The 16,299-nt window shown below is 61.0% G+C and carries 14 protein-coding genes and 1 tRNA gene; 10 read left to right on the forward strand and 5 right to left on the reverse strand.

The features are described 5' to 3' along the window. Positions 1 to 494 precede the first annotated feature (494 nt). Positions 495 to 1,706: a GGDEF domain-containing protein gene (locus XH83_RS06470; RefSeq protein ID WP_194406199.1), complete on the forward strand. Its 1,212-nt coding sequence runs from the start codon at positions 495 to 497 to the stop codon at positions 1,704 to 1,706. A 40-nt stretch (positions 1,707 to 1,746) separates the two neighbouring features. After that, entirely contained in the window at positions 1,747 to 2,370 is a 624-nt protein-coding gene (locus tag XH83_RS06475; protein WP_194406200.1) for an N-acetylmuramoyl-L-alanine amidase, read from the forward strand. A gap of 10 nt (positions 2,371 to 2,380) precedes the next feature. Here XH83_RS06475 and XH83_RS06480 read toward each other — a convergent pair whose 3' ends face one another. The 3 genes from XH83_RS06480 to XH83_RS06490 all read right to left on the reverse strand — a co-directional run bounded on the left by XH83_RS06480 (position 2,381) and on the right by XH83_RS06490 (position 5,081). Then, a complete protein-coding gene (locus XH83_RS06480; protein ID WP_194406201.1) occupies positions 2,381 to 2,722 on the reverse strand; it encodes a hypothetical protein in 342 nt (113 codons plus the stop codon). A 234-nt stretch (positions 2,723 to 2,956) separates the two neighbouring features. Continuing rightward, a complete protein-coding gene (gene rpoH / locus XH83_RS06485) occupies positions 2,957 to 3,856 on the reverse strand; it encodes an RNA polymerase sigma factor RpoH (protein ID WP_100178250.1) in 900 nt (299 codons plus the stop codon). A 217-nt stretch (positions 3,857 to 4,073) separates the two neighbouring features. Then, the gene (locus tag XH83_RS06490) at positions 4,074 to 5,081 is read right to left on the reverse strand and encodes an RluA family pseudouridine synthase (protein WP_194406202.1); all 1,008 of its coding nucleotides are present in this window, start codon (positions 5,079 to 5,081) and stop codon (positions 4,074 to 4,076) included. Here XH83_RS06490 and XH83_RS06495 point away from each other — a divergent pair. The 5 genes from XH83_RS06495 (at position 5,080) to XH83_RS06515 (ending at position 10,567) form a co-directional block, all read left to right on the forward strand. Continuing rightward, positions 5,080 to 5,424, forward strand: a complete 345-nt coding sequence (locus XH83_RS06495) for a hypothetical protein (protein ID WP_194406203.1) — start codon at positions 5,080 to 5,082, stop codon at positions 5,422 to 5,424. The genes XH83_RS06490 and XH83_RS06495 overlap by 2 nt on opposite strands. Positions 5,425 to 5,481: 57 nt before the next feature. Further along, a tRNA-Glu gene (locus tag XH83_RS06500) sits at positions 5,482 to 5,556 on the forward strand. Positions 5,557 to 5,831: 275 nt separating this feature from the next. Then, positions 5,832 to 8,903, forward strand: a complete 3,072-nt coding sequence (locus tag XH83_RS06505) for a hypothetical protein (protein ID WP_194406204.1) — start codon at positions 5,832 to 5,834, stop codon at positions 8,901 to 8,903. Next, positions 8,904 to 9,377 carry a hypothetical protein gene (locus XH83_RS06510; RefSeq protein WP_194406205.1) on the forward strand — a complete coding sequence of 158 codons (474 nt, stop codon included), beginning with the start codon at positions 8,904 to 8,906 and terminating at the stop codon, positions 9,375 to 9,377. Then, on the forward strand, positions 9,374 to 10,567 hold the full coding sequence (locus tag XH83_RS06515; RefSeq protein ID WP_194406206.1) for a hypothetical protein: 1,194 nt from the start codon (positions 9,374 to 9,376) through the stop codon (positions 10,565 to 10,567). The genes XH83_RS06510 and XH83_RS06515 overlap by 4 nt, the downstream gene beginning before the upstream one ends. A 223-nt stretch (positions 10,568 to 10,790) precedes the next feature. On the opposite strand, the gene XH83_RS06520 is transcribed toward XH83_RS06515, so the two are convergent. After that, complete coding sequence (locus XH83_RS06520) at positions 10,791 to 11,774, reverse strand: alpha/beta hydrolase (RefSeq protein ID WP_194406207.1); 984 nt, start codon at positions 11,772 to 11,774, stop codon at positions 10,791 to 10,793. Between the two features lie 955 nt (positions 11,775 to 12,729). Here XH83_RS06520 and XH83_RS06525 point away from each other — a divergent pair. Both XH83_RS06525 and XH83_RS06530 read left to right on the forward strand, forming a co-directional pair. Continuing rightward, positions 12,730 to 14,220: an amidohydrolase family protein gene (locus XH83_RS06525; RefSeq protein WP_194406208.1), complete on the forward strand. Its 1,491-nt coding sequence runs from the start codon at positions 12,730 to 12,732 to the stop codon at positions 14,218 to 14,220. A 3-nt stretch (positions 14,221 to 14,223) separates the two neighbouring features. Further along, positions 14,224 to 15,150, forward strand: a complete 927-nt coding sequence (locus XH83_RS06530) for a GTP-binding protein (protein WP_194406209.1) — start codon at positions 14,224 to 14,226, stop codon at positions 15,148 to 15,150. Between the two features lie 13 nt (positions 15,151 to 15,163). Here the strand turns inward: XH83_RS06530 and XH83_RS06535 are convergent, their stop codons facing one another. Then, positions 15,164 to 15,541 (reverse strand): tautomerase family protein, encoded by a 378-nt coding sequence (locus XH83_RS06535; RefSeq protein WP_194406210.1) that lies wholly within the window; start codon positions 15,539 to 15,541, stop codon positions 15,164 to 15,166. Between the two features lie 155 nt (positions 15,542 to 15,696). On the opposite strand from XH83_RS06535, the gene XH83_RS06540 reads away from it, so the two are divergent. Next, positions 15,697 to 16,296 (forward strand): TetR/AcrR family transcriptional regulator, encoded by a 600-nt coding sequence (locus XH83_RS06540; RefSeq protein ID WP_194406211.1) that lies wholly within the window; start codon positions 15,697 to 15,699, stop codon positions 16,294 to 16,296. The last annotated feature ends 3 nt before the right edge of the window (positions 16,297 to 16,299 follow it).

Genomic DNA, 16,299 nt, shown 5'->3' on the forward strand with positions numbered 1-16,299 from the left:
CCGGGCAAAGAACAAGCCTCGTTACTTCTTCTTCGCCTTCTTGGCCTTTTTCGCCTTCTTCTTCGTCGCCTTCTTCGCTTTCTTAGCCATAGGATCCTCTTCAGGGTTAATGGTGAAACGCGACACGAGGGATGCTAGGCGGAGGGCCAGCCTCGCAACATCCTCGACGACAAACTCAGCAGATTCGCAGCGCTCTGCCCCGCACTGTCACATACGTGTCATCGCGTTATCCACAGCTCAGATGCATTTTCAGGTGATTTTGGTCCGCGAATCCGCATCGCCCTGTCGGCGATGCCATCGCCCGCGACAGACTTAACGATCCGCCAACGGCCCCGGCATTCATGAATCCAAAACCAAAGGCGGAACTTTCGAAGGTCGCAGTGAGACTCCATTAAGCGCGTCGCGCGCATGATCACCGCAAGAAAACGGGGATGGGTCATGGACGGACGGTTGCCAGGGACGGGAGGCGGGACGCTGCGCGTGCTGCACGCGTCATGCTGAACGTCCCGACATTGTGGACCGTCTTCGTCGTCAACTTCCTGGCGCTCGGCGTGATCTGGGCCTACGTGACGCGGTCCTATCCGAAATTCGCCGCCGCGCGGTTCTGGATGGCATCGTCCTTCGTCGGCGCCACCGGTGCAATGACGGCGCTGGTCCGCCTGTTCGTCGCCTCGCCCTTGCCGCTGCTGCTCGGCGCCGCCGGCGTCATCGCCGCGAGCTGCTTCGCCGCCATGGGCATTCAGCGCTTCTATGACCGGCCGGTCTCTTGGCGCCTCATGACGGTTGCGGGATGCCTGAGCCTTGCCGGTGTCGTGGTCTTCATGGTCGGCTTCGAGCACATGCAGCTGCGCATGCTCAGCTACACGCTGGGTCAAGCCTTGCCGCTGGTGCTGGCGCTGCGCCTGCTGCTGTGGCCGCCCGAAGGCCGCGCCAGCCCGGGCGCACGGCTGTCCGGCATCGTCATTCTCACAATCATCGCGATTCTCGTGGCCCGCACGGTGGGCAACCTGCTCGGCCACGATCTGTCGGCGAAGGCCGGCGGCCAGACCCATGCCGTCATGGTGCTGGGGCTGCTGTTCCTGTCGATGACGCTCAATTTCGGCTTCCTGCTGATGGCGATGGACCGGCTGCGGGGCGAGGTCGCCGACCTCGCGCTGCTCGATGATCTCACCGGCGTCGCCAACCGGCGGCATCTGTTGCAGCGGCTGACCGAGGAATGCGCCCGCTCCGAGCGCAGCGGCGCGCCGTTCTCGCTGCTGGTGATCGATCTCGACGGCTTCAAGACCATCAACGACACCCACGGCCATGCCGCCGGCGATGCCTGCCTGAAGCACTTCACGCTGATGGCGCAGACGCGCCTGCGGCCCGGCGATATGCTCGCCCGCACCGGCGGCGACGAGTTCTGCGTCGTGCTGCCGTCCTCGTCCTTGCGCGAGGCCGCCGCGATCGCCCGCCGCGTGCTCGAGGTCTGCCGCCAGGATGCCGAGGCCTGCACCGGCAGCGACATCCCGATCGCGATCTCGATCGGCGTCGCGCAGTGGGATCGCGGCATCGGCGCATTCCCGGACCGCCTGATGGCCAATGCCGACCACGCCCTCTATGCCGCCAAGAAGAACGGCAAGAACGACTTTGCCGTCTACGACCCGGTGCCTCCGCTGTCGCCCGCAGCGATCGGCCCGGACCACAGCCAGCGCACCTTCGCGTAAGGCCGTGCTACATCGGGGGTCCGTGATTGGATCCCGCCTGATGATTGCCCGCCTGCTCGCAGCCGCCCTGGCCGCTCTTCTCTTAATCGTCCCCGCCATCGCCGAGGATGCCGAACTCGCCAAGCTGGCGCGCGCCTCCGGCACGCCCGAGATTCCCGGCCTGAAGATCGTTTGGCTCGCACCATGGGGCGACGTCGCCAACGCAAGGCCCTGGCGCAACATCATCGTGCACCAGACCGAAGGACCCGCAGGCTCGGCGCGCGGCGGCGCGCAGGCGCAGGCAAAGGCGCCGACGCGCCGCGGCGTCACGGTGTGGGTCGAGACCGACGGCACGGTCTATTGGGCGGTCGCGGAGAACTTGGTGCCGACCCATGGCGACGGCGCCAACCGCAACGACAACAAGTACATCGACAATCGCCCGACCTACCGCCAGGTCGTGCGCGACAATTCGATCGGCGTCGAATTCGCCGGCAATTATCCCGACGTGACGACGGGCCCGACCGAGGCGCAGGTCGCGGCGTGGCAGATCCTCGTCAAGGTGCTGCGCACGCGCTACGACATCCCGCTTGATCACGTCTATGCGCACAACTGGATCGACTACAAGGACGCGCGCTATTGCGAAGGCTGCTGGCTCGCAACCCTGGCGCGGATGTGGGGAGAGTAGACGGCCGGCGTCACACCGGCTGCGACATCCAGCGGAAGAACCGTTGCATCGGTCCCGGCCGCCCCGGCAATTCCGGCGGCTCGTCCGCGGCCAGCACGCGTTTGTAGAAATAGTCCAGGAACACCATGTCGTTCGGCTCGGTGACGGTGAATGTCTCCTCGCCGAAGAACACGCTGTAGGCATAGAAGAACGGGCCCATGATGGGGATCGTCGCCGTGCTTGCATAGTCCTTGGAGATCACGAATTCGGACGGCTCCAATCCGTGCTCGCGCATCGCCTGCTCGACCAGCGGCAGCCTGCGCATGAACTGCGTTGAGAAACCGCCGACGGTGGATTGCAGAATGATCGACATGGCGTCCGTCCTAGCGATGCCGTCGGCCGGTCGACCGGCAGCGCGGGTCAAGTCCGGGTTTGATGCTACGTCGGACGAGGGGAGGCGACTGTGATGTCTCGCACTCCAGCACAATCACCGCTGTGATCGCGGGCGTCGGGTCGCGCTTTGCACCAGACAAACAAAAAAGCCGGCGTCGCCGCCGGCTTTCTGTCTCTTTCGATCCGCCAATCTCTCTTCGCGGCGAAGCCCCGCTCAGTGCGCGGCTTCCAGCGCGGCCTGTTCGGCTCTTGCGATCGTGCCCTTGACCGCGGACTGCACCTTCTCGAAGGCGCGGACCTCGATCTGGCGGACGCGCTCGCGCGACACGCCGAACTCGGCGGCAAGGTCTTCCAGCGTCATCGGCTCATCGGCGAGGCGGCGCGCCTCGAAGATGCGGCGTTCGCGCGGGTTGAGCACGCCCATGGCGCCGTTCAGCGCGTCACGGCGATGATCATACTCCTCGTGCTCCGCCATCATGGCTTCCTGGTTGGGCGTGTTGTCGACCAGCCAGTCTTGCCATTCGCCGGCCTCGCCGTCGTCGCGGATCGGTGCGTTGAGCGACGCGTCGCCACCGAGGCGGCGGTTCATGTCGATCACGTCCTGATCGGTGACGCCGAGGCGCTTGGCAATGATCTTCACCTGGTCGGGACGCAGATCGCCTTCGTCCAGTGCGTTGATCTTGCTCTTCGCCTTGCGCAGGTTGAAGAACAGCTTCTTCTGGTTCGCGGTGGTGCCCATTTTCACGAGCGACCAGGAACGCAGGATGTACTCTTGAATCGACGCCTTGATCCACCACATGGCGTAGGTGGCGAGACGGAATCCCTTCTCGGGTTCGAAACGCTTCACCGCCTGCATCAGGCCGACATTGCCTTCCGAGACGACCTCGGAGATCGGCAAGCCGTAGCCGCGATAGCCCATGGCGATCTTGGCGACGAGCCGGAGATGGCTGGTGACGAGTTGGTGCGCCGCGTCGCGATCGTCATGCTCGCGCCAACGCTTGGCGAGCATGTATTCCTGCTGGGGTTCCAGCATCGGGAATTTGCGGATCTCGGCGAGGTAGCGAGATAGGCCGGATTCTCCATTGAGGACCGGCAAAGCAGCGGTACGGGCCATAGTGCGCCCTCCAAAGGTTCAGGCCCCCGATAGCGGCGGGCCAGGCAGACGACCGCTGTGTCAAAGCCGGTCGGGCTGCGATGTTCCGCGTCGGTCATTTCCAACGCAGGCGCAATATACCCCATGGGGGGGCAAAAAGGGAAGGATTGCTGACGTCACGTCCCCGTGTGGCAGCTATAATCTTTTGTAATGTAACGCTTTTCTTAAAGCCTCTGCGTCATAGCGCCGCTTTCAGGGCGCCCTGAAGGAGAAGCAAATCCTCCGGCAAGGGCGCCTCCCAGTGCAGTAATTCTCCAGTTCTCGGGTGCTCCAATACCAGCAAGTAAGCGTGCAAGGCCTGCCGCCCCAGCGCGGTCAGGGCGGCTTGCGACTCGGGGCCGAGCTGGTTCGCCTTGGTCTTGAAATGCGGGCCATAGACGGCATCCCCCATCAGGGGATGGCCGATATGGGCGAGGTGGACGCGGATCTGGTGGGTGCGCCCGGTCTCGAGCTCGCAGGCGAGCAGCGTCGCGATCGGCTTGCCGTCGCGGCCGTTAAAACTCTCCAGAATCTCCCAATGCGTCACCGCCTCGCGACCGCCCTGGCGCACCGCCATCTTCTCGCGTGCATGCGGATGGCGGTCGATCGGCGCATCGACGGTGCCGCGGTGCCGGCCGGGCACGCCCCAGGCAAAGGCCATGTAGCCGCGCCGCATCTCGCCGGTGCGGCCGTGATCGGCGAACTGGGCCGACAGCGACGCGTGGGCCATGTCGTTCTTGGCGACCACCATCAACCCTGTGGTGTCCTTGTCGAGCCGGTGCACGATGCCGGGCCGGCGCACCCCGCCGATGCCCGACAGCGAAGCGCCGCAATGGGCGATCAGCGCATTCACCAGCGTGCCGGTCTCGTGGCCGGCCGCGGGATGCACCACCAGCCCCTTCGGCTTGTTGAGGACCACGATGTCGTCGTCCTCGAACACGATGTCGAGGGCGATCTCCTCGCCCTTGGGCTCGGCGGGCGCTGCCTCCGGCACGTCGATTGTGATCGTATCGCCGGGACTTACGTGATAAGCGGGGTCGCGGACCGCGGCGGCCTTCAGCTGGACTGCGCCCGCCAGGATCAGGGCTTTCAGCCGCGATCGTGACAGCTCGGTGAGGCGCGCCGCCAGCACGCGGTCGAGCCGGGCCGAGCCCTCGTCACCGCCGACGACAACCTCCAACCTTTGCGCAGAGCCAGAATTTTCCATGACGACGTCTGATACCGCTGTTCCCGAACCGAGCCCCGAGCAGGCCGCGCTGTTCGCGCGGGTGCGGCGGATGATGCTGATCGCGGGGTTGACCACGGCGCTGGCGATCTGCGCCGTGCTGATCGCGGTGGGCTACCGCCTTTTCAAGTCGGAGGGAAGGGCGGCCGAACCCGCCGGCGACGTCACCGCCACCCTGCCCAAGGGCGCCAGGATCGTCTCGACCGGGGTCGCCGGCGACCGCCTCGTGATCACCCTGGATCTCGGCGGGGTCATCGAGGTCAGGACCTTCGACGCCCACACCCTGAAGCCCGCCGGACGGCTGAAATTCGCCAATGAGCCGTAAAAGGCCCGTCGGGGTCCTTGCGGCGGACAAATTTCGAGGTTATTGGCTAGCCCTCACGCTCCCTTCGTCTAGCGGTTAGGACGCGGCCCTCTCAAGGCTGAAACAGGGGTTCGATTCCCCTAGGGAGCGCCATTTGTCTTGCCGGGTTAGCCGGGAAACAGCTGCATGTTCGCTGTTTTGGAAGCGCCGACACTCACATCTTCTTCCGATCGCTCAGTCATCACTTCCGTGCATTCAGCACAGAAATTCTATGCTCGGTAAGGAAGCCGCTCTGAGGAGTGGTCGGCCTGTAATACCCGATCATCGAGGCTTTCCTCCTCTAAGTCCCCATACTAAAAGTGGTAATTGCTGTCACTTCACTTGATGGTAGTTATCATAAGTTCGTTTCGGCTTCCGGAGAGATTTCAGTGTCGCGCGCAAAACTGCCGTCGGCGATCAGCAGGGTGAGAAACAGCCTGCGACCGTTCTACAACATGCGCCAGGAGCAGACCTTTCGGTCACGCACAACACCAACATTCTGGAAGCAGATACAGGCCGTCAGGCAAGAAGCGGGAAAAAATGACTACTCTGCTATTCTCAGCATAGTTGAGGATAACCGAGCGTATCCGTTTCCTGGCTTGGGAAATACGTTTCCGACGGAAGAAAGTAAGACTCCGAATCCGCAATTTGGGCACCTAAGGCCGCTTAAACTCGCGAACGAGCTTGGACTACAGGTCGCCCGTCTCAACCATCATGCCTCTAGGGTGAAGCCCGCGCTCGAAAGCCTGGCGGCCATCAACGATCACTTGATCGCAGGACGACTGATGGAAGTTGAAGCAGCTTTAGCTGCTCACAAGAAAAGTCATGGACTTTCGCTGATTGTTCTTAAGAAAGATCTCTTGGCTGCGTTGGAGCGCAGTGGCCTTCCTGGCTTGTCCCGAAGATACAAGGTTCTAACTGCGCACGCACAAAGTACCGCCTGGGCACTCTTGGCCCACTACGTCTATGACCTGATCGATCCGACGTACAATCCCACTCGGGCCGTGCAGCGGTGGCTCCGGCTCGCAGAGAGGAGAGTTGCGGAACACCCTTGGTTTGCGCGCATTCTGCAAGACGAAGTTCTGACGCGGATTGAGGGCGCGCCCGCTATGTCGTGCTCACTATTGCGATACAGCGCAACCTCTCTGCTAGATCTAGCCATTCTGGTTTGGCGAAAACGGAACATTCATTCAAGGGAGCAAGCCGTCCAGGACGCCTACTCCAATTTAGCGAGCCCATTAAAGAGCATACTGGAGGACCGATTTACCGCCCAACCTATCCAAGTATCTCGAATGTATAGCCGGAAGGCGAGGCTCCCTGATGTCGAGATTTACAGAACTAGCTTTTTCTTCGACGATATCGCTTCTGTTGTTCAGTGGCGCTCCGAATTCCACGGTCTGATATTTGCCGAAAGATACGAAGGAGTACCAGTAAATATCGATTCCAACGGTCGTCGGTTGAGCGATGCCGCGGATCAGATTGCAGCGGATCCAACTCGAATGAACCGCATCATCGAAGGCCTAGCCGATTGGGAAAACGGCTTCCTTGGTGACAATCCGGACGTCGAGCGTCGCTCCTTTCTGTTGGCGGTAGTGGTTGCCGAAAGTGTTCGCCGCTTAAGCCGCAACCCGCAAGGCGATCCGAGCGAAATCGCTGAACTGCTTGCGGACACAGATGATATCCAATTCTTCACTTCGAGCGGAACGTTGAAGCAGTTGCGTGACTCGGATTTGGCGTGCAATTCGCTCCTTCTAACTTTTGTATTGTGGGAGCTAATTTACCGACGGGACAGAACGCAAGACAACGAATTAGACCGTCGCCTTGCATTCATGAGGCTCTTCGCTGGTAATTCACCTTTAGTAGAGGTCTTGGGCCAGATCGCCGTAGCAAATCCCTCTGCCGCAACTCTTTTAGCGAAGACATGCTCGCGAACCTTTCTCGAGCGACTGTTCATGATGATGTCTTCGGTAAAGGATGTTCTCGAAGCTAGACTTTCAATCTGTCGCTGGCTCATAGACCGTAAAGATCCATCTTCAGACAATCTGCAAGAGGAGTCGGAGGCTCTCGTTCGAGAGTTGGCTAATCTTGAGGCAAGGTCGGACCTTGATAGCACGCGAGTCCACGTTGACGAGGAGTCGATTAGGGAATGGTTCGAAACTTTGCATGCGACAAGCGTGACGAGGTACAAGCAGACTGCTTTAGCAGAGGGGCCTGTCACTTCCTTTGGAAGCTTGCTTACCTTTTTTTCAACGGTAGAGAAAGCAGTTGATGACTTTACAGCAGAAACACAAATAGGCTCAGAATTTCTGCTCGTCGCAATCGTAGACGCGACATTGAAGGCATTTGTATCGGATCGCACATTTGGTTTAGACGCATATCTAAGCCGCCGGATACGACATGGCACTCTGAACGGTCACGTCATGACTCCAATAACCCGGGTGTTGGGGCAATTGACGGATCACGTGAAGCTTCATGGCCGAGCTCACGACTCGAGCGATCACTCGGGAGCTTTGGTATTTGCGCAGGAGTTTCGTGAATTCTTGAGTTCTGAACTTGATCACGCTCGAAAAGATGTGATTCAAATTCGAAGCCCCGAACACCCGCAGGGATTAATTCAGGCGCAATGGCGTACTGCTGGAAATATCCAGCACCTAGACGCGATGATAGCCAGAGTTCGAGGAAGGGTCATCGAGACGGGTGGTTCATATGATATCTTTCCCGATATCTATTCGTTCTGTTGGGATTGCTTAGAGTCAGACTTGGCCCAATTGCGCTTGTACATGTTGAGAGAGTTTGCGCCTGCGGCGACCCGCAAGCTTTCTGAACTGTACGAGCATCTTTCCTCCGCTGACAGAGCTTTAGTCTTTCCATATCTACACGAATGTCGAGACACCCTTGAGGCTAGAGTGCAGGAGGTGTGTGGATGGTTTATTCGACCTGTCTTCCGGCGCGATCGCTACAACCTTAAGATGCTTATCTCTACGACACTCTCTATTGTTAGAGAGTTGGACTACGAATACGCGTTTACAGAAGATGTAGTGGTTTCCGACGACATTTCACTGAACCGAGGAAGTTTCGATGTCTTTGGAGACGCTTTGTTCGTGTTACTCGGAAATGCGGCTAGGCATGGGAAGCGAGACGGAAACATACATGTTGATGCGCAGATTTTACCCGGGAAAAAGAATGTCGTTAAGCTCGATATTACCTCTGAAGTAGATAGTAGGGAGCGGTATCTAGACGCTCGCGCTAGAATTGATACTGCACTCACCAATGATTATCAGGCGATTGCACAGGCAGCTGTCCAAGAGGGATTCAGCGGCTTGATGAAGTTGGCCGGAGTCATGAGACGCGTTCGATCTCCCGATGTACAGCTTCAGGTGACCGGCGATGAAGAGAGCCTCAAGATCAATTTTTCACTAATCCTCCCATCTGAGATTACGGTTACAAGAATGCGAGGCTAAATGAAGGTCTTGTTAGTTGAGGATGACGAATTCAAGGCAACGGACATTCTAAAGGTTCTCGAAGAATCGCTTGCAGAGGCGGAAGTGCTTCGCGCCATGTCCGTAACGTCTGCCATGAAGGCGATCAACAGTGAGACATTCGCATTAGTTGTTCTGGATATGTCGCTGCCGACCTTTGAGATGTCTGGTCCGGGAGGAGGCGGTTCTCCACAAGGTCAAGGCGGACTCGAGGTGCTCCGTTTGGCGCGGCGGCTTCAACACTTGTCCCCCTTTATCGTTGTAACTCAATATCCAGATATTGAGTTGGACGGAAGCGATATACCTCTGTCAACCGCAGCCAAGGCGTTACGCACCCGGTTCGGCGTGAACGTTAGGGCTTGCTTGCTCTATGAGTTTGATCGCGATAACTGGCGGGCGCCTCTTCGTGAGCATCTCCGTCAGTTGGCCATAGAGACGCGGGAGGATGGTCGATGAGAGTTTTGGTTGTCGATGATGATGCGGCTAAGACGGCGGCGATTGTCACGGCCATTGAATCGTCTTTAGGTGGGGTGCGGGAGCGGGGAATAACCGTTGCGAATACCTTGTCGAACGCAATGCGCGTTCTTGGTGAGATCTCATTCGATCTCATTATTCTCGATTTGATGCTTCCTTATCTGCCCGACGGAGCCGCCGATAGTCGTGCAGGCCTCGAATTACTTCGGCAGTTGCGTTCCGTGGAAGGCAAGAATCGGACAACGTCGGTTATTGGTATATCGGCGTTTCCTGAAGAAGTGGCAGCTTATCGAGATAAGTTTGATGAGCTGGGAGTTCTAATTACAACTTTTGATGATAAAGGTGCTTGGAGCCGCGCGCTATTGCGTGTTCTTGAGAATGTTAGCGCAAAAGGTGATCCAAGGACGGATCTGGATTTTCTTGTTATCTGCGCCCTCGAAGAGGAGAGACAGGGATTTGAGTTCACAAGCTTAAACAAGATTTCCGAAGTTGTGGTCGGCGGGCTGAATGTCCATTATGTTCGACTTCCGGGAGAACGTGAGTACTTCGGCGGAATAGTTCGTCTTAGTCAAATGGGACTGGTTGCTTCAACTTACGAGACTGCATGGGCTTTGAATGTGTTCCGCGTAAAAGTCCTTTGCATGAGTGGCATCTGTGCAGGCTTCAGCAAGGAAGTAAACTTAGGTCAGATAGTTGTTGGCTCTCCGGCTTGGGAGTATCAGGCTGGAAAATGGTCCAAGAATGGTTTTGAAATCGCGCCGACTCAGATTCCGCTAAAGTCCCAAACACGGGCAATCATTGATCATGTATTTTCGAGAGATGGCTTTGTGCAGCAGCTCGAGTCTCGCATTGATGCAGGCCACCGGAGACCCTCTTTGCAATCGAAGCCGACCTTGGCTCCATTTGTGACTGGCTCGGCAGTAATGGCGGACGCAAAGAGACTAGAACATATCGAAAAGCAGCACCGAAAGGTGGCCGCGTTGGACATGGAGACGTTCGGGTTATACTTTGTTGCTCATGAGGCTCCCGCAGGATTGCAGCACTATTTCTCGGCTAAGTGTGTCGTTGATCTAGCTGATTCAGACAAGGACGATGATCTACACCACTACGGATCGTCTGTAGCCGCCAGGGCCACCGAGGCGTTGTTGCTCGAGTTATTAAAAGGAAGCTAGTATCTGCATGGAGGGGCTTTGCTTGCTATCGATCCACCATGGACCAGCGAGCGGATCCTTTCGGAGGACCCAAGCTCTTTAACTCGCTCAGCAAGTCGGCCTTTCTCTTCTGTCCCGGCGAGGTCATCGATGGATTTATCCCTGCGGACGTATTGCCATCCGGGGTGTAGCCAAATGACTCGGCGTTTGATCTGCGTGGACCGAGGCCGAGCACGCGCCCTCTTCACGCCGTCGTCCCATCAATCGACCGCCGGATCACCTTCTGCACATCCGCATTCGACAGGAACAGGTCGTGGTTGACGATGCCCCAGCCTTCCGCCGACGCATCGACCACGCGCACGCCGAGCCGGGCGATGGCGGCCTTCTCGGCTGCGCCGACCCGTGTCATGCCGCCGGCGAGCTGCCCAGACAGCGCCAAGGCGCGATCGTTGGTCGAGGCGATCACGGTGATCTTGCCGGCGAGCGGGCCGATGCGCTGGACCGCCGACGAGAACACGTCCATGTCGATGTCGGGCGCGGCAAACACCACGGCGCCGATCTTGCCCGTGACGGTGTCGCCGTATTTCGCATAGAGCTGACGCAGGCTTTCGAGCGTTAGCATCGTTCCCATGCTGTGCGCGACGATGTGCACGCGCCCCGCCCCGGGTGCCGACACCAGGGCGGAGAGCACGCGCTCAAATTCGTCGCGCGACCACATCGCGCTGTCGCGGTCATAGGCGTAGTCGAACAGTCCGTCCCTGGACGGCCATGAGAACGCGATTGTCCGTCCGCGGAACCGGATCCGTTCCGAGAGATGGGCGGCGTCCAATACGGCCGTCTCGAATGTCTGCTTGAAGCCGTGCACATAGATCAGCACGTCCCCTCCGCCGGCCTCGGCAGCGAGATCGCCGGCATCGGCCGACACCGGCTCGAGCCGGTCGAGGCGCCAGTCGCCGATTCCGACCGAGGCGAGAGAAAGGCGGCTCTCGTCCGGCGCCACCAGCCTGGCGCGCGCGATCGTCATGCGCGTCGCACGCTCCGGCCCGAACCAGGGTTTTGCGCGACCGCCGCTCACGGGCTTGCGCGTGGTGGCGACGAGAACTGTGGGATCGACCGAGAGCGACGATGCGTCATAGCGCGCGCCTGTCGCACCCAGCCCGGCGCATCCGCCGAGCGCGAGCGCGCTGCCGGCCGACATGAGCCCGCCGAGCAGAGCTCGACGCGACATCGATGAATTTGCTTGAAGTGGATTTCGGCCTATCACTGGGAACCTTGGAACTTTGCCCCCGATTGCGCTGCCCCGTCAGCTCCCTGAATGACAATGGGGGCGAGATGACGGCGGCGCGCAGAATAGGTTGAGGTCCCGGCGAAACCATCGCCAGCCTTCCACGCGATGGCGAAAGAGAGGGCCGTCTAGTCCTCGATGCTGATCTCTTCCTCCTACGTTCAATGTGGGAGTAGAGCCGAGTTTCGCCGCGAGCAAAACACCCAGGGCCATTGTCAACCCCTTTCGCCAAAAATATTCCACTTTACCGAAATTCGGATTTATCGTACTTGTCGGCCATCCCAGCCCACCAAAGGGGCGGTCGTACGTCGTTTCGAGCGCGGGCTGGGAGTTGCGATGGACGCGGGCGGCCTTAAAGGCGGAGCTAGCGCGTGCAGGGCGAGATCACCTCGTGAGCATGCGTGACCCGCAAAGACGAACGGCGCCTCTCGCGTACGGCGAAACCGCGTGGTCCTGGCCGTCGTTGCTACGGTCAAGCCTCTTGCGGAGATGCCAGCGAGCCCGACCGGGCAGACTGCATCATCCAATTCGCGGGGCGAGGGAGGCCAAAGGAAAGGTCGGCTCCCGGGAGAGCGCGGCATAGGCCGTCAAACCATCGCGCAGGGAAGGCCTGGTTTCGGCTGCCCTGTGTCTCCCCTGGGCATTGCGTGCGCATCTGTTCAGCACGGGGGTCTTTACGGGTGCCAGGCGGCGCCCGGCCTTCCCTGCGCCCTTTCCTTCGAGAGGGTGAGAAGAAAAGCATCACTCGGGTAAATCATGCCGCGAGGATGCGCGCGCTTGTCCGCGATCTGCCCGCCGGATGATCTTCCCTATGAGCATGCTGCGTCGGCTTCAGTGGAGGTGGTGGTCGCTTCCGGAATCTGCCTTGATGCGATTTCGAGGTGGAGGGAGTGACGATATGAGCGGCTTGGTGATCTCTGGCGGCCGGGTGGTGGATCCCGCGAGCGGGATGGATGCGATCGGCGACGTGGCGGTGGTGGATGGCAAGATTGCCGCGGTCGGCTCGTCGCTCGGCGGCGCCGAGCGGGTGATCGACGCCACCGGGCTCGTGGTTGCCCCCGGCTTCATCGATCTGCACGCGCACGGCCAGTCGATTCCCGCCGACCGCATGCAGGCGTTCGACGGCGTCACGACCACGCTCGATCTCGAGGCCGGCGTGCTGCCGGTCGGGTCCTGGTACGAGCGCCAGGCGAGAAAAGGCCGCGTGCTGAATTACGGCGCCGCCACCAACTGGGCGTTCGCGCGCATCGGCGCGATGACGGGCTCCAACGCCGAGAGCTCGCTGGAGGCGTTCGGCAACGCCATGCGCGACCGCCGCTGGATGGACAATGTCGCGACCGACGCCGAGGTCTCGGGCATTCTCGAACGTCTTTCGCGCGGGCTGAACGAAGGCGGTATCGGCATCGGCATTCTCAATGCTTACGCGCCGGGCGCCGGCGTGCAGGAGCTGACCGCGGTCTGCCAGCTCGCCGCAGCCAAGGACGTGCCGACCTTCACCCATGTCGCCTTCATGTCGCGGATCGACCCCGAAAGCGCGGTGGAAGCCTATATCCGCCTGATCGGCTATGCCGGCGCGACCGGCGCGCACATGCACATCTGCCATTTCAACTCGTCGAGCAAGACCGATGTCGAACGCTGCCGCGTGCTGATCGCGAAAGCGCAAGCACAGGGCCTGCCGATCACGGTCGAAGCCTACCCCTACGGCACCGGCTCGACCGTGCTGGCCGCCGCCTTCTTCAGCGACCCCGAATTCGTCGAGCGCAACGGCACCGGTTACGATTCCGTGCAGCGCGTCACCGACGGCTATCGCTTCCACGACCGCGAGGAGCTGTTGAAGGCGCAGGCGGAAGAGCCGTCCTCGCTGGTGCTTTGGCACATCCTCGACACCGAGCACAACGCGCATCACCGCGACCTGCTCGACATGTCGGTGCTGTATCCCGGCGGCGCGATCGCCTCCGACGCGATGCCGTGGACGACGTCGGACGGCAAGACCTACACCGGCGACGCCTGGCCGCTGCCCGACGATGCCACCTCGCATCCGCGCTCGGCGGGCTGCTTCACGAAATTCATCCGCGAATGGGTGCGCGAGCGCAAGACCGTCTCGCTGCTGGAAGGCGTGCGCAAATGTGCGCTGATCCCGGCGGAAATCCTGTCGCAGAGCACGCCCGCGATGCGCGCCAAGGGCAGGCTTGCTAAGGACGCCGATGCCGATATCGTGGTGTTCGATTACGAAAAGCTCTCGGACCGTGCGACCTTCACGGCGATGAACCGCCCGTCCGAAGGCGTGCGGCATCTGGTCGTCAGCGGCCAGCCGCTGATCAGCGACGGCATTCTCGATGTCGCCGCGCGGCCGGGCAAACCCGTGCGCCGTCCCGTCGTCGAGGGCTGAGCCATGCCGGTCCCCATTCTCCTGGTGGCGGGCTTTCTGGGGGCGGGCAAGACCACGGTCGTCAATCATCTGCTGGCGCATGCGGAGGGACGGCGCATCGCCGCAATCGTCAACGATTTCGGCGCCATCAACATCGATGCGGAGTTGATCGCGGGCGCGAGCGACGGCGTGGTCAGCCTCGCCAATGGCTGCATCTGCTGCTCGCTCGAAGGCGATCTCCTGCGCACGCTCTCGACGCTGCTGCGCCGCGATCCGAGGCCCGACTATATCGTGATCGAGACCAGCGGTGTCGCCGACCCCTCCGATATCGTCCGCAATCTCATGGACCCCGTGATCCTGCGCGAGGCTCCGCTGGAGACCGTGCTCTGCGTGCTGGACGCTGGCACGCCGCCGTCAGCTCTGGACGACGCGCTCCAGCGCTCGCAGCTCCGCGTCGCCGACATCGTGGCGCTCAGCAAGCTCGATCTGGCGGACGAGGGCGCGGGTGCGCGAATGCGCGCGGCCATTCGCGCCCAGCGCGTTCCCGCTGTGGTGGTCGATGCGAAGCATGGCGAAATTCCGTCCGCGCTGCTATTCCCCGCGCATGTCGCTCGCGCGCCGGCGCGGCGCGAGCTCGGCCCGAAACGGCCGGCAGAGGACCGCTTCGAGACGCTGAGCTGGACCTCGGAGCGCCCGCTCTCGCTACCGCGCTTGCAGCAGGCGATCGGCAAGCTGGCGCCGAAGCTGGCGCGTGCAAAAGGCCTGTTCGAGACGGTCGAGCAGCCGGGCCGCCAGATGGTGTTTCAATTTGCCGCCGGCCGCGCCACGCTCGCCCCGGGCGATGTGTCCGCACCGGGGGTGCCACGCGCGCGGATCGTGTTCATCGCCGAGCTCGGGCTGCTCTCGCTCGCCGAGCTCGACAGCGTCATGGCGGCGTGCGTTGCGGATTGAAACCGGAGCCAACTCACGCAAATTGCGCCAGCCCATGTCCGACCGACCAGTTCTCCTTGGGCGCATCGAGCACGTTCACGAACACGTCCTCGGGCCGGATGCCGGGGCTTTCGCCGAGACGATCCGCGACGCAGCGATAGAGCGCCTTCTTCTGCTCGGCGGTCCGCGAAGCGAATACGGTGATCTGGATCAGCACCGCATCGTCGCTGCGCACGACGCCGTAGGCGTTGCCGCAGCGGAAGTTCGCGCGCTCATGCTCGGTGATGGCCATGAAGGCGTCGCCGTCGGGCACGTCAAGCGCTTCCCGCATGGCGCCATAAAGCCCGTCGAGAATCGCCTGCCGGTAGGCTTCAGACTTGCCGGCGCGCATGGCGATATGAAGCAGAGGCATGGTTGGTCCCTTTGCATGCGGGCCGATCCGGCAAGGCGAATGTACGCCGCCGGCTCGGCCCATTGACGAAATGGGCTATCAATTCCGATCAGTTTTTGACACGGTGTCTAGAAAGCACGTTCTTGACATCGTGTCAAATACTGCAGGAGCAGAGTTTGCGGCCACGTGAATTCGATCATGACGAGGTCCTGCGCATCGCGTTCGACCAGTTCTGGCGCAACGGCGTGCGCGGCACTTCGCTGTCGGACATCGCGCGCGATGCCGGCGTCCAGCGCGGCAGCCTCTACAATGCTTTCGGCAGCAAGGAGGCATTGTTTCTGCAGGCGTATGAACGCTATGCCGGGGATTATCTTGCGGCGCTGCAGAAGGCGCTCGCGACGGGCTCGTTGCGCAAGCGCCTCACCGCGTTCTTCGATCTGACCATCAGCAATTTTCGCGCAGGCAAGCCGTCGCGGGGATGTCCGACCACGCGCGGCTTGATGGAGCTCGGCTCGGCCGAAAGCGAAGGGCTCGACGAAGAAGCGCGCCAGGCCTTTGCGAGCCTCATTGCGCGCATCACCGCACTAGTTGAGGACACGTTGTCGGCAGGCGCGGCGCGGGGCGAGTTCAACGGCGATCCCGCGGCCGCGGCGCTGCACATCATCACCGTGACGCGCGGCCTCGCGGTGCTCGAACGTGCCTTCGGCGACGAGCCGCAGCTGCGCAAGATCGCCGCGCACACGATCGATCTCGTGCTAAGCAGGAAGGGCGCCTAAGCC

The organism is Bradyrhizobium sp. CCBAU 53351 (genome assembly GCF_015291745.1).
Classification (GTDB): Bacteria; Pseudomonadota; Alphaproteobacteria; order Rhizobiales; family Xanthobacteraceae; genus Bradyrhizobium.